This is a genomic window from Pedobacter frigoris, from assembly GCF_005116445.1.
Classification (GTDB): Bacteria; Bacteroidota; Bacteroidia; order Sphingobacteriales; family Sphingobacteriaceae; genus Pedobacter; species Pedobacter frigoris.
Genome location: NZ_SWBQ01000002.1, coordinates 23,323 through 47,242, shown reverse-complemented (window position 1 = coordinate 47,242; position 23,920 = coordinate 23,323). Strand labels below are relative to the sequence as shown.

At 40.0% G+C, this 23,920-nt stretch carries 28 protein-coding genes; 13 read left to right on the top strand and 15 right to left on the bottom strand.

Annotation, left to right across the window (positions count from 1 at the left end; genetic code table 11):
* Positions 1 to 16: 16 nt before the first annotated feature.
* Both FA047_RS06610 and FA047_RS06605 read left to right on the top strand, forming a co-directional pair.
* Positions 17 to 346 carry a nucleotide pyrophosphohydrolase gene (locus FA047_RS06610; protein ID WP_136835212.1) on the top strand — a complete coding sequence of 110 codons (330 nt, stop codon included), beginning with the start codon at positions 17 to 19 and terminating at the stop codon, positions 344 to 346.
* Positions 343 to 2,538 carry a DNA/RNA helicase domain-containing protein gene (locus tag FA047_RS06605; RefSeq protein WP_136835211.1) on the top strand — a complete coding sequence of 732 codons (2,196 nt, stop codon included), beginning with the start codon at positions 343 to 345 and terminating at the stop codon, positions 2,536 to 2,538. Before FA047_RS06610 ends, FA047_RS06605 begins: the two co-directional genes overlap by 4 nt.
* A gap of 39 nt (positions 2,539 to 2,577) precedes the next feature.
* Here the strand turns inward: FA047_RS06605 and FA047_RS06600 are convergent, their stop codons facing one another.
* Positions 2,578 to 3,021: a hypothetical protein gene (locus tag FA047_RS06600; protein ID WP_136835210.1), complete on the bottom strand. Its 444-nt coding sequence runs from the start codon at positions 3,019 to 3,021 to the stop codon at positions 2,578 to 2,580.
* 648 nt (positions 3,022 to 3,669) lie between these two features.
* Between FA047_RS06600 and FA047_RS06595 the strand changes: the two genes are divergently transcribed.
* From FA047_RS06595 to FA047_RS06585, 3 genes are all read left to right on the top strand, one after another.
* On the top strand, positions 3,670 to 5,253 hold the full coding sequence (locus tag FA047_RS06595; protein WP_136835209.1) for a HEPN domain-containing protein: 1,584 nt from the start codon (positions 3,670 to 3,672) through the stop codon (positions 5,251 to 5,253).
* Between the two features lie 172 nt (positions 5,254 to 5,425).
* A complete protein-coding gene (locus tag FA047_RS06590) occupies positions 5,426 to 6,292 on the top strand; it encodes an Abi family protein (RefSeq protein WP_136835208.1) in 867 nt (288 codons plus the stop codon).
* A 308-nt stretch (positions 6,293 to 6,600) separates the two neighbouring features.
* On the top strand, positions 6,601 to 7,263 hold the full coding sequence (locus FA047_RS06585) for a hypothetical protein (protein ID WP_136835207.1): 663 nt from the start codon (positions 6,601 to 6,603) through the stop codon (positions 7,261 to 7,263).
* A gap of 371 nt (positions 7,264 to 7,634) precedes the next feature.
* Here the strand turns inward: FA047_RS06585 and FA047_RS06580 are convergent, their stop codons facing one another.
* The 8 genes from FA047_RS06580 to FA047_RS06545 form a co-directional block, all read right to left on the bottom strand.
* Positions 7,635 to 7,871 (bottom strand): YcxB family protein, encoded by a 237-nt coding sequence (locus tag FA047_RS06580; protein ID WP_169304340.1) that lies wholly within the window; start codon positions 7,869 to 7,871, stop codon positions 7,635 to 7,637.
* 141 nt (positions 7,872 to 8,012) lie between these two features.
* Positions 8,013 to 8,360 carry a hypothetical protein gene (locus tag FA047_RS06575; RefSeq protein WP_136835205.1) on the bottom strand — a complete coding sequence of 116 codons (348 nt, stop codon included), beginning with the start codon at positions 8,358 to 8,360 and terminating at the stop codon, positions 8,013 to 8,015.
* Positions 8,361 to 8,435: 75 nt separating this feature from the next.
* On the bottom strand, positions 8,436 to 8,786 hold the full coding sequence (locus FA047_RS06570; RefSeq protein WP_136835204.1) for a hypothetical protein: 351 nt from the start codon (positions 8,784 to 8,786) through the stop codon (positions 8,436 to 8,438).
* A gap of 263 nt (positions 8,787 to 9,049) precedes the next feature.
* A complete protein-coding gene (locus FA047_RS06565) occupies positions 9,050 to 9,622 on the bottom strand; it encodes a dihydrofolate reductase family protein (RefSeq protein WP_136835203.1) in 573 nt (190 codons plus the stop codon).
* A gap of 5 nt (positions 9,623 to 9,627) precedes the next feature.
* A complete protein-coding gene (locus FA047_RS06560; protein WP_136835202.1) occupies positions 9,628 to 10,077 on the bottom strand; it encodes a GyrI-like domain-containing protein in 450 nt (149 codons plus the stop codon).
* Between the two features lie 44 nt (positions 10,078 to 10,121).
* Positions 10,122 to 10,334 carry a helix-turn-helix domain-containing protein gene (locus tag FA047_RS06555; RefSeq protein ID WP_136835201.1) on the bottom strand — a complete coding sequence of 71 codons (213 nt, stop codon included), beginning with the start codon at positions 10,332 to 10,334 and terminating at the stop codon, positions 10,122 to 10,124.
* A 3-nt stretch (positions 10,335 to 10,337) separates the two neighbouring features.
* Complete coding sequence (locus tag FA047_RS06550; RefSeq protein WP_136835200.1) at positions 10,338 to 11,288, bottom strand: DUF2975 domain-containing protein; 951 nt, start codon at positions 11,286 to 11,288, stop codon at positions 10,338 to 10,340.
* A 151-nt stretch (positions 11,289 to 11,439) separates the two neighbouring features.
* Entirely contained in the window at positions 11,440 to 11,820 is a 381-nt protein-coding gene (locus FA047_RS06545; protein WP_136835199.1) for a PH domain-containing protein, read from the bottom strand.
* A gap of 128 nt (positions 11,821 to 11,948) precedes the next feature.
* On the opposite strand from FA047_RS06545, the gene FA047_RS20785 reads away from it, so the two are divergent.
* Positions 11,949 to 12,152, top strand: a complete 204-nt coding sequence (locus FA047_RS20785; RefSeq protein WP_225872663.1) for a DUF5808 domain-containing protein — start codon at positions 11,949 to 11,951, stop codon at positions 12,150 to 12,152.
* 7 nt (positions 12,153 to 12,159) lie between these two features.
* Here the strand turns inward: FA047_RS20785 and FA047_RS06540 are convergent, their stop codons facing one another.
* A complete protein-coding gene (locus FA047_RS06540) occupies positions 12,160 to 12,612 on the bottom strand; it encodes a DinB family protein (RefSeq protein ID WP_136835198.1) in 453 nt (150 codons plus the stop codon).
* A 14-nt stretch (positions 12,613 to 12,626) separates the two neighbouring features.
* Complete coding sequence (locus FA047_RS06535; RefSeq protein WP_225872662.1) at positions 12,627 to 13,046, bottom strand: DinB family protein; 420 nt, start codon at positions 13,044 to 13,046, stop codon at positions 12,627 to 12,629.
* Between the two features lie 151 nt (positions 13,047 to 13,197).
* Between FA047_RS06535 and FA047_RS06530 the strand changes: the two genes are divergently transcribed.
* The 4 genes from FA047_RS06530 to FA047_RS06515 all read left to right on the top strand — a co-directional run bounded on the left by FA047_RS06530 (position 13,198) and on the right by FA047_RS06515 (position 15,724).
* The gene (locus tag FA047_RS06530) at positions 13,198 to 13,830 is read left to right on the top strand and encodes a hypothetical protein (protein ID WP_136835196.1); all 633 of its coding nucleotides are present in this window, start codon (positions 13,198 to 13,200) and stop codon (positions 13,828 to 13,830) included.
* Between the two features lie 55 nt (positions 13,831 to 13,885).
* Positions 13,886 to 14,344, top strand: a complete 459-nt coding sequence (locus FA047_RS06525) for a DUF4112 domain-containing protein (protein ID WP_136835195.1) — start codon at positions 13,886 to 13,888, stop codon at positions 14,342 to 14,344.
* Positions 14,345 to 14,362: 18 nt separating this feature from the next.
* Positions 14,363 to 15,286: a bestrophin family protein gene (locus tag FA047_RS06520; protein ID WP_449415935.1), complete on the top strand. Its 924-nt coding sequence runs from the start codon at positions 14,363 to 14,365 to the stop codon at positions 15,284 to 15,286.
* 87 nt (positions 15,287 to 15,373) lie between these two features.
* Complete coding sequence (locus FA047_RS06515) at positions 15,374 to 15,724, top strand: DUF2200 domain-containing protein (RefSeq protein WP_136835193.1); 351 nt, start codon at positions 15,374 to 15,376, stop codon at positions 15,722 to 15,724.
* A 65-nt stretch (positions 15,725 to 15,789) separates the two neighbouring features.
* On the opposite strand, the gene FA047_RS06510 is transcribed toward FA047_RS06515, so the two are convergent.
* Both FA047_RS06510 and FA047_RS06505 read right to left on the bottom strand, forming a co-directional pair.
* Positions 15,790 to 17,667: a M60 family metallopeptidase gene (locus FA047_RS06510; protein WP_136835192.1), complete on the bottom strand. Its 1,878-nt coding sequence runs from the start codon at positions 17,665 to 17,667 to the stop codon at positions 15,790 to 15,792.
* A 391-nt stretch (positions 17,668 to 18,058) separates the two neighbouring features.
* Positions 18,059 to 19,414, bottom strand: coding sequence for a serine hydrolase domain-containing protein (locus tag FA047_RS06505; RefSeq protein WP_136835191.1), 1,356 nt, complete (start codon positions 19,412 to 19,414; stop codon positions 18,059 to 18,061).
* A gap of 102 nt (positions 19,415 to 19,516) precedes the next feature.
* Here FA047_RS06505 and FA047_RS06500 point away from each other — a divergent pair, with 102 nt between their 5' ends.
* From FA047_RS06500 to FA047_RS06490, 3 genes are all read left to right on the top strand, one after another.
* Positions 19,517 to 20,131 carry a CDP-alcohol phosphatidyltransferase family protein gene (locus FA047_RS06500; protein WP_136835190.1) on the top strand — a complete coding sequence of 205 codons (615 nt, stop codon included), beginning with the start codon at positions 19,517 to 19,519 and terminating at the stop codon, positions 20,129 to 20,131.
* A gap of 143 nt (positions 20,132 to 20,274) precedes the next feature.
* Complete coding sequence (locus tag FA047_RS06495) at positions 20,275 to 20,754, top strand: DUF3347 domain-containing protein (protein ID WP_225872661.1); 480 nt, start codon at positions 20,275 to 20,277, stop codon at positions 20,752 to 20,754.
* 10 nt (positions 20,755 to 20,764) lie between these two features.
* A complete protein-coding gene (locus FA047_RS06490; RefSeq protein ID WP_136835189.1) occupies positions 20,765 to 22,933 on the top strand; it encodes a multicopper oxidase family protein in 2,169 nt (722 codons plus the stop codon).
* On the opposite strand, the gene FA047_RS06485 is transcribed toward FA047_RS06490, so the two are convergent.
* Both FA047_RS06485 and FA047_RS20780 read right to left on the bottom strand, forming a co-directional pair.
* Positions 22,930 to 23,499 carry a hypothetical protein gene (locus FA047_RS06485; protein WP_225872660.1) on the bottom strand — a complete coding sequence of 190 codons (570 nt, stop codon included), beginning with the start codon at positions 23,497 to 23,499 and terminating at the stop codon, positions 22,930 to 22,932. The two genes, FA047_RS06490 and FA047_RS06485, sit on opposite strands and share 4 nt — an antisense overlap.
* On the bottom strand, positions 23,496 to 23,762 hold the full coding sequence (locus FA047_RS20780) for a hypothetical protein (protein ID WP_225872659.1): 267 nt from the start codon (positions 23,760 to 23,762) through the stop codon (positions 23,496 to 23,498). The genes FA047_RS06485 and FA047_RS20780 overlap by 4 nt, the downstream gene beginning before the upstream one ends.
* Positions 23,763 to 23,920: the final 158 nt, after the last annotated feature.

Below are 23,920 nucleotides of genomic sequence, written 5' to 3'. Positions count from 1 at the left end.
TCAAGTTTTGAAAAATATGAATGACTGGAAAGATTTAAAAAAAGCTTTGATTAACTTTCGCAACGAACGCGATTGGGAGCAATTTCACAATCCTAAAGATCTTGCGCTTGCGCTTTCTATTGAGGTAGCAGAGCTGAATGAACTTTTTCTTTGGAAAAAAGCTGAAGATGCCAATAAGGAAAAGATTAAGGAAGAATTAGCCGATGTATTTGCCTATGCTATACTACTTGCAGAAAAGTATGATCTGGATATTAATGAAATAGTACTAGCAAAAATTAAGAAAAACGCAGAGAAATATCCAGTAGATAAAGCCAAGGGTACTGCAACGAAGTATACTGATTTATGAGTTTATCATTTGACCTCTCAGTTGAAGTTTCCGAGCAATATGATTTTAATAGGCTCTCACTAGATAAAATTGAACAAAATACCTGGGTAAAGAATCAATGGCCGTTACTTTACTTTCTACAAAATGACCAAAAGAGGATTGCATATGTGGGAGAGTCTACGAATGCTGGTAGCAGGGTAAGAAACCATTTGGCGAATCCTAATAAGAATACTGTATTCAATAAGATATCCATTATAGGTAGTGACAAGTTCAACAAGTCTGCCACTCTTGATATAGAATCTAACCTGATCCAATACATCACTGCAGAAGGAACATACGAGCTTCAGAACGGCAATTTTGGACTGATTAACCATAACTATTATCAACAAGACCTTTACAGAAACTTATTCAAGGAGATTTGGACAAAGTTGATGGCAAAAAAGGTTGTTTCTAAATCGCTACATGAAATTGAGAACTCTGAATTATTTAAGTTCTCACCTTATAAAGCCCTTAACGAAGATCAATACAATTCGGTCATCGAAATTCTAGATGGGCTTACAACCAAGCAATCACAACGCATTTTTGTTCAAGGAGGTGCGGGCACTGGCAAAACGGTCCTTGCAACGTATTTAATCAAATTGTTGTGTTCCAAGATTCAGAATGATGACTACGACGATTACAATGAAGACGAACTAAAGGAAATACGTTACATACAAGCTTTCCAAAGCAAATATCCCAATGCCAAAATAGGATTGGTAATTGCTATGACCTCACTGCGGGAAACTTTGGAAGATGTTTTTAGTAAAGTACCGGGGTTGAAATCATCGATGATAATTAACCCTTCCGGGACGTTTAAAAAGGAAAAATATGATCTTTTGATCGTAGATGAGGCACACCGGCTACGCCAGTTTAAGAATATCAGCTGGATGGGTGCATTCAGGAAAAACAATCAAAAATTAGGTTTAGATGATACTGGTACGGAACTCGACTGGGTAATAGCCAATAGTAAAAATCAGATCTTTTTTTATGATGCTGGGCAGTCGGTTAAGCCTTCAGACGTGAGGGCAGAGAACTTCAAATTATTAATTGAAGATAGTAATACGCTTCGTTTGGAACTTAAGTCCCAGATGAGAGTTAAAGGAGGCAGAAATTATATTGAGTTTATAGACCAGTTGTTGCACGTACAGCGCAGTAAATCTGATAAGTTCGAGTCATCAGATTATGAACTTTTCGTGTTTGATTCTCTTAATGATCTATATGCTGAACTGGGTAAGAAAGAAGAAAAGCATGGACTTAGCAGGTTGGTTGCCGGTTACTCTTGGCCATGGTTGTCAACGGAGAAAGGTAATGAAAAAGCAATCGATATTAGGATTGAAGATTTAGAATTTCAATGGAATCAGACTCAAGAGGATTGGATCAATTCCCCTAACGCTTTCAAAGAAATTGGGTGTATCCACACAACTCAGGGATACGATCTTAATTACACCGGGGTTATTTTTGGACGTGAAATCACATTCAATAAAGTCGAAAATAGGATAGAGATAAATCCGAAACTTTATTTTGATAGGTTTGGTAAAGCAGGCACAAGATCGGATGATTTAAAATCTTACATCATAAATATATATAAGACAATTATGTATCGTGGTATTCGCGGTACTTTTATTTATGCTTGCAATGAAGATCTGCGGGATTATTTAAAAACTCATATTGTTTCCTACGAACCAAAACTACCTTTTAGGGTTCTAAAATCAGATGAAATAAAACCTTATATTAATTCTGTACCTCTGATTGACATTACTGTAGCAGCAGGCGAATTTGGTGAGATTCAGAAGCACTCCGATTTGCAGTGGATCGAGCTACCAATGAACGTTGCAGTAAAGCGGGGCTATTTTGTGTGTAAAGTGGTAGGGGAATCTATGAATAAGAAAATACCAAACGGTTCTTATTGCTTATTCAGAGAAGATCCAGGGGGAAGTAGGGAAGGGAAAATTGTTTTGGTGCAAAGTACTGACGTTCATGATGCAGACTTTGGTTCGGGGTACACTGTAAAGGAATACCACAGTTTCAAGAACTCTAGCGATGATGAATGGAGCCATAAGGCTATTAGTCTTAAACCGCTTTCGCATTCCGCCAATTATAAAGTTATTGAGCTGACCGCAGATGAATTGACTTCATTTAAGGTTGTGGGTATTTTCGAATGCGTTTTAATTTGACGGCATTATACGATATACTTATCCAAGCTAACTAATAAATTATTTTTTTATGGCCATGCCGCTAATTGTCACGTTTTTTGTGGTAAATACAAACTTTAAATTGATTATGCCATTCGCACCTTTTTTGAGAGCCTGTTTATAGACCTCATCAATAAGGTCTGATCTATCTGCCAAAATCAATTTATCACCATAACGCGTCGTTGAAGTGTGGAAACTGTGTTCTGCCATCAATACATCATCATTGCGCTCACGTTCTTTAACAGAAGAAACAACCTCATATCCGGACTCGTTATATGCATTAATTGATCCGATTGGAATATAGTTGAAATTTACTGAGTTGGATTCCGAAAAGAAAAAACCTTTGTCAGCATATTTTGAATAATCAAAAATGTATACATCCTTAATGTAACGAGGTTTAACTATTGGTGCAGAACAGCTAGATAGCGATGCGATTAGCGCGAAAGCAAAATAGATTTTTTTCATGGTGGTTAATTTGGCCTGCACGAATATAAATCAAACTAACCTGATTGCGAATTACTGTTAATTTCAAACTTCGAAAAGTACTAACTCTTGCAAAAACTAGATATGTTATAATCCCCGGATTGCAGTGATATCCTGCCATAGTTGGCAAAGGAAAATCAACACACTCTCAAAATACTGGAAAGTCAACCGATATTTTAGATAATAATACAGAATATTAATTAAAGAGAAATATTTGGTTGTTTCAGTTATCTTACATAAGTTTGCCGTATCAATATGAAAAACAAAATTGTAACGATTATCTAGATCAATAGCCAATGAAATAAAGAAATACAACGAAATATCACTACTTCTTAAATGAGGTATTAATTCAAGAGTCTCGACTATCAAATTCTCACAACTATAGGGAAGAGACAGTAGGTTAATGCCCATGACAATATTTGTTGTACTTTCGCAGGTGCAAATAGTGTTGTGGGCTCTATTGTAAACCCGTTCCCAAGGCCGTGAGAAGCCTGATAGTCCGGTATTTAGAGCCCCCGCTATTTGCATCTTCGTTTTTTCTGGTACTGTCTTGATTAGACAGAATTTAAGAAGCATAGCCTCCTTCTAAATCCCTCCGGGACTCATTTTTTAACCATTAAAAATGAGCTTATGGCAAATCAAAACAACCTTCAAATCTCCGGCGTGCTGAACAAGCATGATTTCATCAAGAGAATAACCCAACTGATGCCTGTAGAGCGCATCTATATCAGTCATCATTACAATGCTCAAGAAAGCCAGGTCAAGGAACTGACCTTCGTGCTTCCCAGGGTTAGTAAAATCCACACCGCGGAGGCTAAGTTATTGATCGGTATGATCATGGCCGATTATCCTGAATACAGCTTCTCTGTATTCACCGTACAGGAGATCAAACGCGCATTGCACTATGGCAGCATGATTTTTTATACGATTTGCAAGGAAGAGAATTTACTGTACCAGTCGGAAGGGATTGTTGAGTTGCTGTCTGCCGATATGACCGCCAAAGCGGTACTGAAAAAAGCGAAGCGCAATTTTGAAAAGGAATGGAAGAAAATAATAGGTTTTGGTGAGGGTTTTCAGTTCTATTTTGATCAGGCCAAGTATGATTTAGCAGCTTTTATGCTTCATCAGGTTGTAGAGCTCAGTTACCGGACAGTAGAGTTGCTGGTGATCGGCAAGGATAAAGCCGTACATTCCATCCGTCATCATCAGAGCCTCATGAAGGGCTACCTCAGAGAATTGGGTGTTGTTTTTAATGAGGAGGATGAGGCCGAGATGGCTTTGCTTACACTTTTGGATGGGGCCTATCGCTCGGTCCGTTATGAGCTGGATTATGAAATCAGCCAGGAGCAATTGCAAAGGCTATCCGCCAAAGCGGATTTGGTGAAAAACCTGGTGTGGAGAATGTATGAGCAAATGGTATCGGATTTTAAAGAGGAACAACCGCTGGATCTGATCATCGCTAAAATCTGCGACCTAGTTCCGGTAGTGCAGATCTATAAACTGGCGAGGTATGCGAAAGCGGATGTGAGATTGGGTATGTTCTCCTCTGCTGAGAAAGAGCCGGTAGAGGTGCATTACTATCTGCTGGTGATCTGCGATGCTCCTTGTACATCGGAGGTATTTAATGTGCAGGGCATCATCAAAGGGGTGACCTTGCTGATGCACAGTGCAAAAGATGCACAGGATGCTTTGCGGGATAATCAGCTCTTTTTCCATGAACTGCTGCGCAAGGGGGAATTGATTTATGGGGCGGAATCAGTCGGGTTTGCTATTCCGGAATTGGACGATAAACAGGTGTTGTTGCACAAAACACAGCTTTGGTACAACAGGTACAATAGGGCAGTAGCCTTGGTAGAAGCAGCGGCTGATGTGACGGAAGAGGAAAATGGCATCGTGATGTCGTCTATGCTGAGCCAGGCAATGGTACAGATCTGCCTGGTGTATATTGAGGACAATATTTCATATCGACCCAATCAGCTGAGTTTGAAACACCTTTTTGCGCTGTGCAGGATGATAGATCCTTTGATAGATGAGGTATTTCCAACGAGTAGGGATGAGGATAGGAAGCTGTTTGAAGTCTTGCTGGATGCGGATAGGAACCTCAGGTATAGGGTGCATGCTTGTGTGAATACTACGGATCAGTGTATGTTGCTCAGGAGGTGTAATGATTGGTTGGAAAGGGTGCGATCTAGTGCCCGGCTAGACAAGCTTTAGTTGAGCACTGGCCATTTAGGATGGGATTTTGTTTTAACTTTGGATGCCGGTTTGATCAGTTTAGCGTTCGCCATCAAATCATCACTATCAGACTTTCCGGAATATTGGCATATATTATTTGGATGTGAGCGGATTGCTTAATATACTTGCATCCAAAATAAATAAAACGCCCATGGCTAGTAAAGCAACAACTGTTGATGAACAGATCCAGATACTGAAAAGTCGTGGTATGGTGATAGCGGACGAACTCAAAGCCAAAGAAATACTACTTGATATCGGTTATTACAGGCTCGGCTTTTATTGGAACTGCTTTGAATGTGATGATAAGCACAATTTAAAGGAGGGAACAAAATTCGAAGATGTAGTTTCTTTATATTATTTGGATGTTGATTTAAGAGAACTACTTCTAAAATATATTTATCGCATAGAGGTGCATTTTCGTACCCAAATAGTTTATCTTGTTTCAAATGAGCACCCGAACTCACCTACCTGGTTCGTAGACAGCAAAGTAGTAGCTGCAGGTTACATAACAAATTTCCATAAATTCTACACAGACGATTTCAAAAGAAATAACAAACCAATAGATAAGCATCATAAAAAATACATAAATGATAAGTATGCACCTGCTTGGAAAACTATTGAATTCATGACGTTCGGCGCCAGTCTTAAATTATTTAGATGTTTGAAAGATGAACCATTAAAACAAAAAATAGCTTTATCATATAACCTAAGGTCTTTAAAGGTTTTTGATAATTTTATTCAATCCGTGGTTTATGTTCGTAATATGTGTTCACATGGCGGGGTTTTATTTGATTTGTCTCAGCCCTTAGGCATAAATAAGATACCTGGTAACAATTATCTTTTTAGCAATCGTCACTCTTTAGATGCTTCGATAAAAGCAATACGTTATTTACTCGCTCAAATATCCAAAAATAAAGAAAATGACTTAAAAGATAAGCTGGACGAATTGCTTCGTCAGCACCATGATAATGATCCGATTAAGCATGTGATTGAAACAAAAATTGGTTATAAATTGTAATCACAATAAGTTTCTAATGTTAATATGTTTTGCAATTATCAACATTAACACTACCTTTGTGCTACAGTGCCCGGCTATACAAAGCATTAGTCCTGCACTTAAAAAAAAGAACATTTAAAACCCGAGCAAGCCTCGGGTTTTTTATTTAAAGACCTTCTCAGTTCAGAGCCCTTCCAACTGGATTACTAGGCCATTACCCATCCTTATAGTATAATCTTAGCAGTTCAATCAAAATAATTTCCAAGCCTGCAAAGCTTATAGCGACCGATTAAACGTTCTTCTTCCTCATTTAATCTTATCTTTAATTCATGAAATTTACACTCTCCGTCATTCTACTTCTAATGGGCCATCTTGCGTCAGCTCAAACTGGCTATAAGCAAAAGGTAACTGATTATTCATCGGTAGTCTTTCCAGGGCAACCTGTTCACATAGATACCTTAGGACAAAATTGCTATAAATATGTCGACTCTTTAGCAGTTTATCTGGTAGCTATAAGAGAGGGCAAAGAGGAGGACGATGTGTTAGATGCTGCTAAGCTTTCTGAATATTACGAGGGCGTTATTAAAGGTATTTTAAGAGTTACTAATGGTAAGTTAATAAGTAAAAAAGCATTTGACACCCAGGGCTTAAAAGGCATCGATTTTGTCTATACTTCTACTCAAAATCCAAATGTTCCTTATCTAAGATTTCAAAGAATCATATTTATAAATAATGCGTTAATTGCAATACACTTTTTTACTTTTTCTGAGAATAAAGCAGCGGCTGAAATTGCCAGTAATAAATTCTTCAATTCGTTTGTTATAAATGCGTCAGGTACGGAATTGAGTCAAGGCGTAGATCACCCTTCTGCGGTTAAGCTCGCGTCTTTATTAGCGAAGTTGATTACCTGGACTTTAACCTATGGAGTCTTAATAGGTGGTGGGGCCATCATAGTCTTCATCGTTAGGAAGTTTACAGTTAGGTCTAAGTGATGAGAGCCATTTTACAACAAATATCGGAACTTGCAATTGAGGAAGGCGATGTCGATTTTACTCTTACCAAGCTGATGTCAAGATCACTCATAAATATTGGGAAGTAAGTGACTATCGTTTGGTTTTGATGGAAATCAGAATGATCCCTATTATGAGTGTTGGAAACCAGAGCATAAAACTAGCCATCGCCAGCTTGGATAAAAAGCGGTTTGGTATATAGGTGGTAAATCCATATATGCCTATGAAGAACATAATGACTCCAGCAGCTCCTAAGACACTGCCAATTTTTCTATGAATTTGCATAACCAATCCGTTTTTATCGTCTATATCTTCAAACGTTATTTAAAGTGATTACAATTGTATATGCCATTTTACCACTTCCAACCAAGATCCTGAACATGCTTTATATTGAATTTCTGAATTATAGTCTCTATCTCCTTATTTAATTCAGGAATGGTTTTAGGAATAACAAGCACTTGTCCGGGGCTCAGTTTTAGAAAGTAAATATCCCGAATCTCATCTACGGATTTCACTTCACTTAGCTTTACAGAACTGTCGGAAGCATCATCTATTACCCTGATACGCTCATCGCCAATCTCAATTTGCACAAAGCCATTAGATGCGTTTTCCAGCCTGTTTTTTACATGTTTGGTGTAGTGTTTTTTATGTTTCCATTTAATGTAGATATTTCCAAAACATAAAACTAGTAGCGAATGATAACACAGAATGACAAGATTCCCTGACTAAAATTAAGGACTTATGGTTTCTACTCCGTGCTCGTCCGTTGTGCTTTCTCCGCTTTTATCGTCGGATGTTTCAGGTTCATCTTTTTCAGTTATTTCCGGTTTATCCTTTTCTTCCTCTGTTATTTCGGGCTGATCTTGGCGATCGGTATCGTCAGTATGATCAGCCATGTCAGCGGTTTTCTGATCAGATCCGGCAGCAGGTTTGGCTGCTTCAGGGTTGTTTTCAGTGGAAGGCTCAGTCTTTTCTGCATTCGGGATTACTGTTTCAATTTCAGCACCCGGATCGGCATTTGGTGCAGGGTGAGTATTGTCTTCTTTCAGATCTTTATTCTTATCGTGTGTGTTTTCCATGGTTGTAGATTTTTGTTCTAGTTCAACAGATCAAAGCCCTCACATGTTTGAACTATTTATTGCTAGATAGGTGACTTATAATATAAAATTGATTTGTTGTTTTATCACCTTTGTGTTTCCTTCGCTGATGTATTCAGATAAATGTAAACGTTTATTTCTCATGCTCGATAATTGAATCTGTGTGCCGCCATTTCGTATTATAGTCTTGCTGAATAACGCCCCGAATAACTTGAAGTTTCTAGGGCCATACCCCGTTCTCCATAGCGGCACATAATGTATCTTTTGCGTCGACGGGTTGTCCATTTCTATTTCAATTGATTTTCCCAATCGTTTTGATACGAGTAAGCGACGTTCGTGATCTATATATACATTTTGAAGCACTTCATGAAGAACATGATTGACAAATAACAGAAAATTTGCGCTCATTAAAAAGCCGCCCAACAGTGAAAATATGATAACAATGAGGTTTTTGGTGACCAAACAAATATAAATAAGGCCTATACCCAGAACACAATAGATCAGCAAATACATGCAATACCAAACAAGCTCAAGCGCGGTATACTTGAATTTCCGATTTACGAAACTCGGTGCTTTATTGGACTGCCGAATGACCCGGTCAACAAGTGTAGTAAGGATCAAAACTATTACGATAAGGATGAGTAATCCTATTATTACGTTTTTAGTAAACATCAAATATCATCATTCATATTCCCGCTGCTATACCGCAACGCGATACACCCGGAACTCAGCGTTTCGGAACTAGTCAGCTTTAAACCCACGTTTTCTGGCAAAAACATTTCGGTAAACAGTCGCCGCCCTTCGCCAACAATAACCGGATGAACCACTATGTGGAATTCATCCACCAGACCCAGTTTAATCAATTCTGCTGGCAATTCGACACCACCCGTAGAGATGTCTTTGCCAGGTTGCTGTTTTAGCCTGAGGATTCCCTCTTTTAGGTTATCCCGAATGATGGTTTCTTGTGGATCATCTGTATCTGTTAAGGTTCGTGAAACCACTACGCGCTTAAGACTTGCAAATACTGTAGCGAAAGCGTTTGTCGCACTATCCATAGATTGCGTGCGGGCTACTTCCGGCCAAAAGGGAACCATGAGCTCGTAGGTCTTTCGGCCGTAAATCACTGTGTCAGTATTCTTCATCAACGCGAGAAAATAGTCGTGAATATCATCTCCACCGCTAAACTTGGTATGATCACAGCAACCGTCCAAACTAATGTTGATCCCATAAATAAGCTTTCTCATAGCCGCTACTTTACAGAGATAAAAATCTCTACTTCTGACTCCGCGCCATTTTGTGATTTGGCGCCATAAAGCTCATAATCATAAGTATAATTCCTGTTCAGTTCCGCATCCCTGTTCCATACATCCATCCAAACGTCCACAACAGCCTGCGGCATATCGCCCCTGGCAATGAACTTTTGGAAATTCTCCGCTGGAAACTCACGGCCTACCAAACCTGCAGGAACCTCATCAAGCGTAGCAACAGGCATCCCGATAATTGTGGTGTATTCTTCTGTGAAGTCGCTCTTATAATCCGTATAAATCGCTAAGATCTCGTTCGAGCATTTGTTAGTAATGCTATTCATTAAATCTTTAGCAAAGAAGTCTCCCCAAAGCTTGCCCAGATCGGTCTGAGCCTGATTGTCCTTATTGGTAGTTCTCGTCGCAATTCCTATTATTTTAAATCCGTTAGTCATGATCTCTTGATATATTCCTCCGAAGATAAAAGTAATATTTATTATTATTTCTTTATCTCTGAATACTCCAGGATATCTCCGGGCTGACATTCCAGCACTCTACAGATCGAATTAAGCGTCTCTATCCGAATGGCTTTGGCTTTGCCTGTTTTAAGAATCGAAAGGTTTGAAATGGTAATTCCTACTTTTTCGCTCAATTCGGATAAAGACATTTTTCGCTTAGCGAGCATCACATCAATGTTTATAATTATTGCCATAGCTTAAACCGTTAGGTCTTGTTCGTCTTTTAGTCTTTTTCCTTGTCTGAATGCGAAATACAATGCCGTAAAGATAAGACCTAATATTGCAGGTTTCCACAGAAAAGCCCATATATCAGCACTCATCTTGACATCAGGAGTGAAATAGCGTTGGAAAATCAGGTATAGCAGCGAGTTGAATGAAAATAAAAATATGGGAATGGCAAATAGAATAGTGGCCATGCGCTTCAGTCTTTTGACATTGGTTTCAGAAAAAGGATTGCCTCTCGCAATTTCGAAAAGAAACTGAATGAAACCGCCGAATAAGAAGTAAATAACCCCTATAAAAGTAATTGCAAGAGAGATCGGAAACATGATAAACATGACGTCAACAGTAGTTTTGCTTACCGGTATCATGATGCTTTTGTTATCAGGATTGTAACGAAATGGAATGGGTACATCAATTTCTTTACACTTGTAAGCAGTTAAATTCGCTGTCTTAGATTTTATGGATTGGCATTTCGTTTTCCTTAAGTAGGCTTTGTCGTCCTTCACATAATATTTTATGGGATTTTCCCATGTTCCCGTGTCCAATGTCCACCATTGAAGCATGATCATATAGATTCTTTTTTTAGGGTTTTCATTTGGATCGAAAACGAAATTTTCTGAAGATGCTTTTTTCGCTCCAATACCAGGTAAGCTAACACTATTTCCAAATGTGCCATTTAGGAGTTTCCGTTTAAAGCGGATACTGTCAGTTTTTTGTTTATACTGGTCATACGGTAGCGTACGGGGAATTTCGGGATCAATAGGGGGCAGTTGATCTGTAAGATCATGAGTTGAAATAATAGTGGTTCCTGTAGTACTGGTACTGCGACTAGTCTGGAACAGTAATATTACAAAGCCAATAAAAAGTATGGCCAAACCACCAATGGTAATGTTGATGGTTTTTTGAGAGGGGATTATTATTTTCATCTGTAAATAATTTGGTTAAAAAATTATAAAGTGGTTAGTCGCTATATTTTTTGTAAAGCAAATAACAACAAATATTTATTGATTTACAATAAATATTTGTTAAAAAATAATAATTTATGGAGTGGGGTGTACTTGTTGTGATTTTGGATTTCTAGCCAAGCACATGATAAGCCAGCACTTTCTGCACATCAAATACATTGACAGACTTGTTGAATTTCTTCCTGACACTTGGTACCGGCTCGCTTGAGATCCAAATCTTCAATTCTGCGTCCAGGTCGAACGTTCCGGCAGTTTCAATACTAAACCTGGATATTGACTTGTAGGCGATAGAAACGTATTCGGTTTTGCTGCCTGTAAGCCCTTGTACGTCGACAATGATTAAACGCTTACTGGTGAAGATGAAGGTATCTCTGATCAATTTGAACCCCAATTCTATTTCTTCATTTTCAATCAGTAGTGTTCCGTAATTTTTCAAAAGGTCGTCTTTACTGACTGCTCCTGCATTGCCCATAAGGGCTGAAAATAGTCCCATGTTTTTCTAGTTTTGTTTTTGATTAGACTAAAAGAGGGAATTTTGTTACAATACTTGCTTTATTTATGGTGATGTATGTTGCTACTCCCAAACCATTAAAAGTTTATTTTAATTTCTTAAATTGAAACATGAAAATAACTGATCGAAAATACTGGAAGCTTGGCTTATTTTATTACAACCCCGATGATCCTGCAGTCTTTGTTGAGAAAAGATTTGGAATTGGATTCGATTTCAACTGGGCTCATAGAAAATCATATTATTATTTGATAATGATCCTGTGTGGAACTATTTTGTTCACAGGGTTGGTTACCTATTTGGTAGGTAAACTGTGAAAATAATCTACATCCTTACGTACTGGATATAATCTGTATTGACAGGCTCTAAACCACTTTCCTTCATTTGCCTGGCAATCTGCGCGCGGTGGTAAGTGCCATGATTGAAAACATGCAGTAGTATATCTTCAACAGAGGTTTCAAAAACAGCACCTGTAGAGGTTTTGTAGATGATAATACGGTCTTTATCATGATCGTTTTCTACGACCTCGTTCAGCTCATTTCCGCTCTCTAGAAGCATGCTTTTACATGTGTTTAGGTCATGCAGCTGCCATACGCTTACCGTTTGTGCGGTACCGCGGATGCGGCTGGACCAGATTTGTTGCGCATTGGCGATGTGACTCAGCAACGTGATGCAATAGTCCGGAATTGAAGTGGCATGTGTTTCTACAGCCTCAGTAAGGGCATTCACCAATAGGGAATTTGCCCAGTTGTTGTATTGACAAAGTTTTAATAGCATCTTTTTTTATTTTACTAATTTTTGTCTAAAAGCCTGCGATGGTAGTTGATCTGTCCAAGATGATACGCAAGGTGAGTAGACAGGTGAGTTAAGAAATAACCTGTAGTCAGCTTTTCTTCGGCGATGAGCTGCGGGTATTCTTCCGCTAGGCGATCATCATTTAACTGGTTAAGTGTTGAAGCTACCATATCAATAGTATCATCTATACTTTTTAGAAGTTCTGTACGTGGCACGTTACGTAGTGAAAACTCCAATGGTCTGTCGCGGACATATCCTGTATTACCTAATTCTGCTCCAATATAGGTATTCAGGTTCCCTATAAGATGTAGACAAAGATTGCCAGCTGAATTGGCGATTTCGCCTTCTGTACGCCAGAGCTTTTGCTCATCACGGTATAGTTCGATTTCACTACGAAGTTTGGCTAAGTCGCGCAAAAGAAGCTTTTTTATTATGGAGACAAACATGATGATAGATTTATAGGATGAAAGTATTGATTTTTTCTATTGTTGTTCTGGTAATTTCATTACTTTCAGAGATATTTTATAGCATGAATAAATTGGATGTTTACGCAGATACAGCATCATCATGAGTGTGTTGAAGTCTTTTATCGTTTACGATGGTCTCCCTTTAAAGTCAGGGGGTGGACATCAATTAAATAAGCATAGTAACGATGAGATATTTGATTCAATAACCCAATTTATAGCTTTGTATACTGATAGTAAAACTTCATATGTCAGTATTTCGATGACTCAGTTTAAATTGGGACAGTTACTAAAAAACAGCCTGCGTTTTGGATTTCCTCGTTTCCATTTCTGGAGTTATATGGCGATTCGCAAGAATTTGGTTTCATGGAATGTATCATCCCGGTCGCTGGAGCGAAAAATCAGTTTGATTACAGCGGATGATAATTTATTGATTGCTATCCTGTGGCGGTTCTACTTTGTAAATCCTGAAACTGGTGAGGTATTGCCAGGTCAAAAGGAACTGCCTGTTGTGGAGATTAGAAAGCCCCAGTCTGAAGTATACGTACGTTTATCCAATTCAAGTAAAACTGTTTCAGTCTGGTTCGCATTGCCATTTGAGGAATTAAACGAGGGTGAGCTTAACTATATCAATGCATTAAAGGGGGCACTGCCATTTAGGTTCTCTTCTAAAAGCTGGCGCACCTATCAACGTTCAAAAGACGATAGTTGGTTTGCGAGGAAACTGGAGGTTTAGTATAGGGAATGAAACAATAACGAACCATGACTGTTGTCGTTAAAGATGTATTAAAATGAACAACAGCAATAACAAGTTCCCTTTTCTGAGCAAGATTTCCTATTTAATGGATGAGCAGTTTAGGTTCCCAGGCACAAAATTTCGTTTTGGACTAGATCCTATACTCAATTTGATTCCGATTGCTGGTGATATGGCCGGACTGGTGATTTCTGCGGGAATGCTACTTGCTATGGCCAAAAAGGGGGCTAGCAACAAGCTTGTGGTATTGATGTCGCTAAACATCTTGCTGGATGCAACTATAGGCGCGATTCCTATCGTTGGTCAAATATTCGACTTCTTTTTTAAAGCCAATTCTCGGAATATTGCATTGATGAAAGCACACTATCTGGAGGGTAAGCATCAGGGAAGCGGAAAAAATATCATTGTCGTGGTCATTATTGTGCTGGTCATAGTGCTGGCTTTACTGTTTTATGGTTTATACCAACTCGCAACTTGGTTGTGGACATCCATATAAAGAATTCGTCTCTGGCATTTGGATTGCTTAATCGAGCATAAAAATAATACTATGTTGATCAATTCAAATATTCGCTTAAGCAGGATCATCCGTAATACCTGGAGGGTAGATCTGATCATGTTGGCTTCCTGCACTGGGGCTTATATGATCAGGGAATATTTAATCGCCAATCACTTCACTATCCCTGCGATTATACCTACGTTGCTGGGTACTGCAATCGCCTTTTTTGTCGGGTTCAACAACAACCAGGCATATGACCGATGGTGGGAGGCGCGTAAGGTGTGGGGTTCGCTGGTCAACGATTCGCGTTCATTTGCTAGAGCGCTGATCAACTACACCGGGGGCGAAAGGGAGATCTGTCACAGGATGATCTATCGTCATATAGGTTTTTTATATGCCCTGAAGTCTTATCTGAGGGGAACCGTTAATGATACGACACACCGGTACCTGAACGATGAAGACGAACAGGAAATCGCTGCTGCAAGTAACAAACACAATGCTATCCTGATGATACAGGCACGTGAACTGCAGCAACTCTCGGCAGAAGGACATATCGATGGGTTCAGGTTCATTGAAATTAATGAGATGTTGACGCGCTTTTGTGATTCTATGGGTATGAGTGAGCGAATCCGAAACACCATATTTCCTACTACTTATTCCTATCTTACTAAAGTGTTTATCTGGTTGTTCGTGGTCACGTTTACACTAGTGATCAGTGACAGCGCGGGGATATTTTCGATTTTTCTGGGCTGGATCATCAGTTTTGTATTTGTCTCTACCCAGATCAACGGTATGAGCCTTGTCGATCCTTTTACCAATAATTCTGCAGGTGTACCGCTCAACCAGATTACCCGCACCATCGAAATAAATCTATTGGAAATGATTGGCGCAGAGGACATCCCGGAAGCCATTAAACCGATTAACGGAGAATACGTGCTGTAGGAATTTTTCTTAGATTTAAGATAGCAGAAAGTAATCAAAAGAGAGGATGAGTTATTGCCAATAAGAGAATGTTTAGTTACAGTAGAAATGAAAAATACCAAAGTATTTAAGATGTCTTTTGCCAGCGTTTATCCGCATTACGTGGTGAAAGTGGAGAAAAAAGGTCGCACAATTGCAGAGTTGCATGAAGTGATTTTCTGGCTTACGGGTTATAATGAACCATCATTGCAGCAACTGATCGAAAACAGGACAGACTTTGAAACCTTCTTTGCTGGGGCACCGCAGATCAATCCTAATGTATCCAAAATTACCGGGCTCATCTGTGGATATCGTGTAGAGGAAATCGAAGACCCCCTTATGCAGCAGATCCGTTATCTGGATAAGCTGATAGATGAACTGGCAAAAGGTAAGGCAATGGAAAAGATTTTAAGAAAGTAGGAAATCATAAACCGCAAGCACGAAAATGATATCGCGCCTGCGGTTTGCTGATCAAAGATTTTAGCTTAATTGAGCTTCACAAATTTGAATTTCTGTGCAGTACCTCCATTAGAAGTCCAGATTTTCAAGATAGTACCATTTGCGGTACTCGAATTATTCACATCAAGAACTAAAGTAGGTGCATTTCCCGGCGATAAGGTGTAGTTAATGTTGTCAGTTGTGGTCGGTTTCCATTTCTGCGCATTTGTGCCATTCGCCGTGTACATTTGAATGACTGTTCCGGCGGTAGACGTTCCATTTTTTACTTCCATTACTTTGGTGGTATCTGCTAAAGACTTAAATATAAAATAACCACTTCCAGCACTTCTTGCTAACCATTTTTGGTTATTCCCGCCACCGTTATCAGTCCATAACGTAATTGGAGTGGCATTTACCGGAGCTGAGCTGTTGCAATCGATTAAACTGGTGTTGTTGATTGCGGTGGCGATTTTATAGATCCCTCCATTTTGAATTGGCAATACATTGTCTTCAGTTAAAGTACTAGGCTCTACACTTGGTTGAGGAAGACCTAGATTGGCAATTTCTGTGTATACACTTTCCAGGGAAACTGCGCTGCCATTTACCGTGGCTGTCTTAAACGCCCAGTTGCGGAAGAAATTGGTAAGGTTACGTCCGGTTACCTGACATGATGAAAGCATAAAATAACGCATCTTCTGGAATTCTGTGGTGTTGCTTGGGTTATCTACCCTGGTCTTTTTATGCAGTTTAATATAAAAATCATCTCCATAAGCCAAATACAGCTGGTGGAACATGGCGAGCATGGTAAAGGCCCAGTTTCCTTTGTCTGTCGTAGAATTGAAGTTTTTGGCAGGTGCTGTACTGGCCAAATAAGTTAGTACCTGAGGCCAGATATTATCTCTTTTTAAGCGCGATGGAGAAATGCCCAGTTCGCGTTCTGCTTTTAGAGAATAAATGTTGACAGCTACCTCAGTCAACTCACCCCAATACCATGACGGTTGTTGCATCTGGTGACCAAACTCGTGCCATACCCCCCAGCCTTGTGTTTGAGCGATAAGCGGTGTGAATACTTCAGAGGTAGCGCCCGGGTAATAAGCCGTGGCGTGATTTACCGCAACCCCGTACCAATGCGCCTGAAATAACGTTTGTACCATCAGCATGCGGTTGTGTACCGGCAGCTGGTGTTGCGGTGCACTTCCGTCCAAACCTGAGATTTGAGTCTCCCAATCCCAAATGTTATCAGCTGTTGAGATTACAAAATTGTTGTTTTGTGCTTGATAAGTCTGGGCGGTACTTCTGCTAATGATCTGTATCACTCTATTCCCAACAAGCAATACATCAGGGGCTGTGTAAGTTGACAATTGATTGGTCCATACTGCTTGTGTGGTCACGTTTTTAAAAAATACGGCGGCTCTTTGGTGACCGCTATTGAACGTGATCCTTACTTTGCCGTTTGGTGTTTGTGTAGTGTTGTACCTGACCCAAAGTAAACCTCCATATTGTCCACTGGAAATGCTGTTTGATCCTGCTGTAAGTTGCACCTCCGTTGGATTTCCCGGATCCGAGGCACGAAGTTTTGTACCTACAAGTAATGTAGGTAAACGTGTTCCCGTAAGTTGCTGTACAGTAAGAGTAAACGTAGTGTTGGGTGCTACATAGATTCCTGTAGCTTCGTAGTCCGTCCATGGTACTCTGACTTTCAGTCTGTTGAATTCCGCCTGGATGTTGGGCAGTTCGTTAAACTCCTGCACATTTGTACCCAGGGTAGAGGCATAGGCCGGATTACCTTCTACAGAATGAGCCAAGGCTTCAGCTTTGTAGCTTTTTGACTCCGCCTGCTCTAAATTGTTTCTTTTGCAACCCATGGCCAAGACCATACAAGATGCAATTGTAAGTCTAAACAGGGTAAAGTGATTTTTAATCATGTTTAATTGGGTTTAGGGTTAATATTATTTTGTTAATGTTGATTTGTACAACACAATCTAAATTATAAGTTGTATGTACATGATTAACAATGTATTACTGCGCAAACGGTTGTTTGCTACCAATTAGGCGATAAAAAATGAAATATCTGGAAATATTTCAGCGAAAAAGCTTGATAATCAAGTGAATTTGCTCAAAAATTTACTTGATTATCAAATCTATTAAAACTATAAAGTCCTGTGTTATCCTTTTATCTTATTAAAAATACATTTATTTTTAAATCAGGGGGCATAAATTAATATTGTCATACATAACGCGAGATAAAACAAACGTTTGCGTAAATATTTCGTTAAATGAGCTGATAGAGAAGGTTTTAAGGAAGTAGCGCAGTCTTTATTTCTCAATCACATAGTGAAAGTTTTTTCCTCCCTGGATTAAGGTCATTTCGTGCTTCTCTCTATCAAATTTTAGTAAGACGTCGTATTGCTCCTGTTTGAATTCATCTTTGCTAACTGCATCAAGGGGGAAAGGAGTCTGACCAGTCGCCTGTGCCATTAATGTTGATCCCGATTTTGTGATGCTAATCTTTAAAGGCAAGTCTTTGCTGGTATAGTTGCCTAATAATGCATTCAGATCCTCGGTTTTTAGATCGACAGTTTTGAAGACAGGAATTTTGTAAGGTTTGTCGTAATAAGCATTCAGCATAGCGAGTGTAATGTCGTTCATGGAAAAGTTCGTCATGCCATTGGTCGTAAACGCAAGGGACATTCCATCGTCCGTGTTCGCATACATGTTGCTAATGCTTCCATAGGTGCCTCCATTGTGTCCGATAAAAGTCTTTTCGTAAAAAGGGATCCTAAAAAGTCCCATTCCTGTCGGATTAAAGTCTTTTTCCGACCCTTCGAAGCTTTTCATTTTTTTAAAGCTTTCTGCACTCACCAGTTTACCTGAAGTCAGCGCGTTTATAAATACAATAAGGTCTTGTGGCGTAGACAGGATATCGCCCACGGCAACTACATTTGGAAAATAAATATCCTTTACAGCCGTCCATTGCCCGGTGAATTTGTAAGGTCTGGCTTCCAGTTTCTGACTGTTGTTGATGGTGCCGGCGATGATGCTTTTAGTACCGATCTTATTTGTAATCCTTTGTTTCAAAGCGGCGGCATAAGTTTTTCCGGTGACCTTTTCGATGATATATCCGAGCAGCAGGTAGCCGCCATTGGAATATCGGATCTTCGCACCGGGTTCGAAGTGAGGCTTGACTTTAGCTATTTTATCCAGTAATTCTGCCTTTGTGTGAGGGTTTGTAATCCACTCTCCATTCTCATTGACGTGATCAGCCAGTCCGCTACTATGGTTGAGTAGGTTCGCAATGGTGATGCGATCGGCATTAGGCATCTCCGGAAAGAATTTGGACAATTTGATGTCCAGGGATAGTTTCTTTTCGTCAATAAGCTGGAAGATCATTGTCGCGGTAAAGGTCTTGGTAATAGACCCAATGCGGTATTGTGTCTCAGCAGTGGCGGGTATCTTTTTGTCTTCCTCAACCTGACTATAACCAGTTGTTTTGTGGTAGATAATTTTGCCGTCTTTAGCAATGACGAAGCTTCCCATCACGCGATTATTATTAACCAGCACATTGAAAAAGCTGTCCAGTTTGGCGGTATTGATCTGTTGTGCCTGGGTATTTGACGAAAAGAATAAGGTGCTAAGTAGGAGCGCTATAAGGAATGCGTTAATGTTTTTCATTGTATTTTTAAATGTAGGGTTGTTATGATTAGAAGATGTAAAGGAATGATTGTTACAATATATTGTTTATAATTGTTTTAGATATCGCTGGTATTCAGAAAAATGAGAAAGTATTACATACACATTCCAATTTCGTTAATTTATAGCCGTTTATTGTTCAGTGTAGTAATATTGTTGCTGAGTTTTACTCAACCGGATCATTTCAGGCTAATAATTAATACATTACTGATAATTGGACTGCTGACCGATGTTTTTGATGGCATTATTGCCAGAATGCTAAATATCTCGACGGTTAAACTTCGCCGTTTGGATTCCTTCATAGATCAGGTTTTTTGGTTAAGCGCTTTAGTCGGGGCGTATGTAACCTGTAGCCAATTCTTCAAGGAAAATGCGGTTTTGCTAGGTATGTTGCTGGGAGCAGAGGCGCTGACTTACATCGTGAGTTATCTGAAATTTAAAAAGGAGGTGGCCACGCACGCCATTCTTTCGAAAGTCTGGACGTTGACTATCCTCGCAACTTTGATACAGATCATCAGTACCTGTGATTCCAGCTGGTTGTTCATCACTTGCTTTTATATGGGAATGATTACCCGAATGGAGATCATCGCTATTCTTTTCATTATAAGCAAATGGGAGAATGACGTGCCGAGTCTTTATCATGCGGTATTGATCCGAAAGGGGAAGGCCAATAAAAGGAATAAATTATTCAATGGCTGATAATTTAGCTTAAAAGTATTCGAATGAAAGCGGCCAGTTTTAAACATACATGATTCTCATTTATGTTGAATTCAGCGACATCATATAAATCTTTCACTGAATTATATAAATTCTTTAGTTCATAAGTGCCGAACTTTGTGACTATGAAAAAGATATTTTTATTGTTTGCCTTTATTGCAACAGCATTTGTACAAACCGGATTTGCACAACAAAACAATACTTCTGAAAAAACAGTTGCTATCCTTCCTTCATATTACCAGCTTAAAGACGCACTTGTAGCAGGAGATGCTGTTCTTGCAGCAAGCAAGGCCGCCGAACTCATTAAAGCAGTCGGCAATGCTGATGATAAAATAGTAAGCAAAGCCGGTAAAGCGGATCTTGTGGAGCATGCCACTAAGATTGCCAAAGGCAAAGATCTGAATGGGCAGCGTGAACATTTTGCCGGACTTTCTACCGGTATGATTGCGTTGGCTAAGGCGGCTAAGCTATCTGCGGAGCCGATTTACCTACAATACTGCCCGATGAAGAAAAGCAGCTGGCTGAGTACTGAAAAGGCCATTAAAAATCCTTACTATGGCAGCAGTATGCTCACCTGCGGAAAGATAACGGAAACCATAAAGTAACCCGCATCTTATGAAAAAAGTTGTTCTATATATATTCGTCATGGGTATGTGGGGGCTTGCCTTTGCACAAAATAAAGGTGTCACTGCTGTGGCCCGCACGGTACGTTATGACCTGTATGTAGCGGATACAACGGTGACTTTTGGTAAGAAATCAAAACGTGCGATTGCCGTAAATGGGCAGATCCCAATGCCTACACTGACTTTTACGGAAGGCGACACGGCAGAGATCCATGTACACAATAACCTGGATGAGGAAACATCCCTCCATTGGCATGGTTTGTTTTTGCCGAACAATATGGACGGTGTTCCTTTTCTTACCCAGATGCCTATAAAACCACATAGTACTTATGTCTACCGCTTCCCGATTATTCAGCATGGTACGCATTGGTACCATAGTCATAGTGGTCTGCAGGAACAGATCGGAATGTACGGAGCTTTTATTATCAACAAGAGAAAGGAATCGGACATACCGACTTTACCGATTGTGATCAGCGAGTGGACAGACATGAAACCCATGGAGGTACACCGTAGTCTGCATAGTGCCACCGATTGGTTTGCCATTCAAAAAGGCGCAACGCAGAGTTATTGGGAGGCTGTTAAAACCGGGAATTTTAAAACCAAGCTCAACAATGAGTGGAAGCGCATGAATGCCATGGATGTGAGTGATGTCTACTACGATACTTTCCTGATCAACGGTAAAAATCAAAATGAGCAGCCTCAGTTTAAAGCTGGGGAGAAGGTAAGGCTCAGGATTGCAAATGCAGGTGCCTCAGATTATTTCTGGCTGACCTATGCAGGGGGTAAGATTACGGTAGTAGCCACGGATGGGAATGATGTGGAGCCGGTCGACGTAGACAGGCTGATCATTGCGGTGTCGGAGACCTATGATGTGGTGGTAACCGTGCCGGAAAATAAAAGCTATGAGTTTCTGGTGACGCCTGAAGACCGTACCAAATCTGCTTCTCTATGGCTGGGGAAGGGTGAGAAGGTGTCGGCAAAACCCCTGCCCAAACTAAAGTACTTTGCGGGTATGAAAATGATGAACGACATGATGGACATGCAGGGAGATATGGTGCAGATGGAAGGTATGAAAATGCAGAACCAGATCATGGATATGAATACAGTGATGTATCCTGAGATGAACGGCGAAGAAAAGGGCAGCAAGGACATCGTGACGCTTAATTATGATATGCTCCGCGCTACTCAAAAAACAACATTGCTCAAAGGCCCCTGGAAAGAACTGAAGTTTGACCTGACCGGAAATATGAACCGTTATGTCTGGACACTGGACAACAAAACGGTTTCGGAAACAGATAAGATCCTGATTAAAAAGGGAGAGAATGTACGGATCATCTTGTATAATAACAGCATGATGCGTCATCCTATGCACCTGCATGGCCATGATTTTAGGGTGGTAAATGCACAGGGTGAGTATGCGCCTATGAAGAATGTGCTGGATATTATGCCCATGGAGCGTGATACGATTGAATTTGCCGCTACTGAATCTGGTGGAGATTGGTTTTTTCACTGCCATATTTTGTATCACATGATGAGTGGTATGGGCAGGGTATTTAGCTACGAGAATTCGCCTCCCAATCTGGAACTGCCGGATCCTGCATATGCCCGAAGAAAACTGAATGCGGATGACCGGGAATTTCATTTGATGGGAAATATTGGTCTGGAAAGTAATGGTAGTGACGGAGATCTGATGATAGGGAACACGCGTTACCGTTTTTCTACTGAATTCAGGTTGGGCTTAAAGGCCGAACACGGCAATGAGGTAGAGGCCTATTTTGGACGGTATATGGGAAAGATGCAGTGGCTGATGCCTTTTGTAGGTTTTGACTACCATTATAACCGTATGGGCAACATGGAGGAAAAAAATATGTTTGGGCAGATGAGCAACCAGATGAACAGGAAGGCTGCGGTGATAGGACTCCAGTATACTTTGCCGATGTTAGTTACAGCAGAGGCCAGGGTGGATAGCAAAGGAAAACTGAGGTTTCAGCTGATGCGTGAGGACATTCCTTTGAGCAGCAGGCTTCGCCTGAACATCATGGGGAATTCCGATAAAGAATATATGGGAGGACTACGCTATATTGTCACGAAGTACTTTTCATTTTCAACCCATTACGATAGTGATATGGGTTATGGAGGAGGGATTACATTGACGTATTAGCCCCCTCCTAAAACTATTTTCTGTATAATGGGCACCATCAAGTACTCCAGCGGACTGGAGAATGAGCCGTCTGTATTGGCAAAAAATGCTTTATGACTTTGGTTATAAATACTGGCATTGGTATCCATGTAAATGTGCAGACTTACCGATACTTCGTAGTTTTGTGCAGCATTGCTGGTGCTTGATCCGTAAGAAGAAACACCTTTGATGTTTTTGTCGTTGTCGGTTTTAACTTTTGTATTTGAACTGCCGCTGGTGTAACTGGTTTGGTAGCCCTTATTTTGTGTTACGGTGCCATCAATCACATATTCTACACCTAGTATGGCGCAGATCTCTTTCATGGTGAAGTTCATCATTTTGCCTTTGGTGACACCGCCTTTTGCCAGGGCAGCATTGGTAGTCCTGGTATCTATGATCGTATATCCTGCGGAATGTTTAGAAAGAAATGCATAGGTATCATCCTGCGCTTTATAACCGATCGCATCAGCTCCGGGTTGGTTTTCCAGCAGATAGGTAAATGGAAGTATGGGGATTTTGTTGTGGTTGTCGGCAGGGGAGGCGGTCATGGCCACGGCTTCTTGTTGACGTACCTGGGCTGGGATGTTTGCAGAACAATCTTGGTGGCGATCTCTGATTTTTTGATCACGTACTCGGCAGTTTCGCCGGTGTAAACAAACGTAACCTCGCAATCTGTGATTTTAATAACTTTTCCGGTCATTTCTTCTCCATTTGTCTTTTGGATAATGTCTGGTTTTGTGTTATTTCCTGTTTGAGCAAGGATATTCAAGGAAATAAAGGCTAAGATGAGGAAGGTATAAAGGCGTTTCATAAGAATTAAATCATATATGATATTTTAAAACTACAAATTATTGTTTAAAATGTTTTTGATGGACTTCTTTTTTAATTGTCGCAAATGCCCCCTTTAATTGTCCGGTTATCACCGCTTATTGTGAGATACATTAGTTAATTTTATTAAATACTAATTGA

Coding starts and splice junctions, on each gene's coding strand:
- FA047_RS06540 (WP_136835198.1), bottom strand. CDS start 12,612: ATGCTATTAAAACTTTGTCAATACAACAACTGGGCAAATTCCCTATTG.
- FA047_RS06605 (WP_136835211.1), top strand. CDS start 343: ATGAGTTTATCATTTGACCTCTCAGTTGAAGTTTCCGAGCAATATGAT.
- FA047_RS20780 (WP_225872659.1), bottom strand. CDS start 23,762: ATGAAACGCCTTTATACCTTCCTCATCTTAGCCTTTATTTCCTTGAAT.
- FA047_RS06555 (WP_136835201.1), bottom strand. CDS start 10,334: ATGGCAATAATTATAAACATTGATGTGATGCTCGCTAAGCGAAAAATG.
- FA047_RS06575 (WP_136835205.1), bottom strand. CDS start 8,360: ATGGAAAACACACACGATAAGAATAAAGATCTGAAAGAAGACAATACT.
- FA047_RS06505 (WP_136835191.1), bottom strand. CDS start 19,414: ATGAAAAACATTAACGCATTCCTTATAGCGCTCCTACTTAGCACCTTA.
- FA047_RS06525 (WP_136835195.1), top strand. CDS start 13,886: ATGAACAACAGCAATAACAAGTTCCCTTTTCTGAGCAAGATTTCCTAT.
- FA047_RS06495 (WP_225872661.1), top strand. CDS start 20,275: ATGAAAAAGATATTTTTATTGTTTGCCTTTATTGCAACAGCATTTGTA.
- FA047_RS06565 (WP_136835203.1), bottom strand. CDS start 9,622: ATGAGAAAGCTTATTTATGGGATCAACATTAGTTTGGACGGTTGCTGT.
- FA047_RS06570 (WP_136835204.1), bottom strand. CDS start 8,786: ATGAGCGCAAATTTTCTGTTATTTGTCAATCATGTTCTTCATGAAGTG.
- FA047_RS06500 (WP_136835190.1), top strand. CDS start 19,517: ATGAGAAAGTATTACATACACATTCCAATTTCGTTAATTTATAGCCGT.
- FA047_RS06510 (WP_136835192.1), bottom strand. CDS start 17,667: ATGATTAAAAATCACTTTACCCTGTTTAGACTTACAATTGCATCTTGT.
- FA047_RS06530 (WP_136835196.1), top strand. CDS start 13,198: ATGAGTGTGTTGAAGTCTTTTATCGTTTACGATGGTCTCCCTTTAAAG.
- FA047_RS06490 (WP_136835189.1), top strand. CDS start 20,765: ATGAAAAAAGTTGTTCTATATATATTCGTCATGGGTATGTGGGGGCTT.
- FA047_RS06560 (WP_136835202.1), bottom strand. CDS start 10,077: ATGACTAACGGATTTAAAATAATAGGAATTGCGACGAGAACTACCAAT.
- FA047_RS06595 (WP_136835209.1), top strand. CDS start 3,670: ATGGCAAATCAAAACAACCTTCAAATCTCCGGCGTGCTGAACAAGCAT.
- FA047_RS06610 (WP_136835212.1), top strand. CDS start 17: ATGAATGACTGGAAAGATTTAAAAAAAGCTTTGATTAACTTTCGCAAC.
- FA047_RS06485 (WP_225872660.1), bottom strand. CDS start 23,499: ATGACCGCCTCCCCTGCCGACAACCACAACAAAATCCCCATACTTCCA.
- FA047_RS06515 (WP_136835193.1), top strand. CDS start 15,374: ATGAAAAATACCAAAGTATTTAAGATGTCTTTTGCCAGCGTTTATCCG.
- FA047_RS06590 (WP_136835208.1), top strand. CDS start 5,426: ATGGCTAGTAAAGCAACAACTGTTGATGAACAGATCCAGATACTGAAA.
- FA047_RS06550 (WP_136835200.1), bottom strand. CDS start 11,288: ATGAAAATAATAATCCCCTCTCAAAAAACCATCAACATTACCATTGGT.
- FA047_RS20785 (WP_225872663.1), top strand. CDS start 11,949: ATGAAAATAACTGATCGAAAATACTGGAAGCTTGGCTTATTTTATTAC.
- FA047_RS06585 (WP_136835207.1), top strand. CDS start 6,601: ATGAAATTTACACTCTCCGTCATTCTACTTCTAATGGGCCATCTTGCG.
- FA047_RS06600 (WP_136835210.1), bottom strand. CDS start 3,021: ATGAAAAAAATCTATTTTGCTTTCGCGCTAATCGCATCGCTATCTAGC.
- FA047_RS06545 (WP_136835199.1), bottom strand. CDS start 11,820: ATGGGACTATTTTCAGCCCTTATGGGCAATGCAGGAGCAGTCAGTAAA.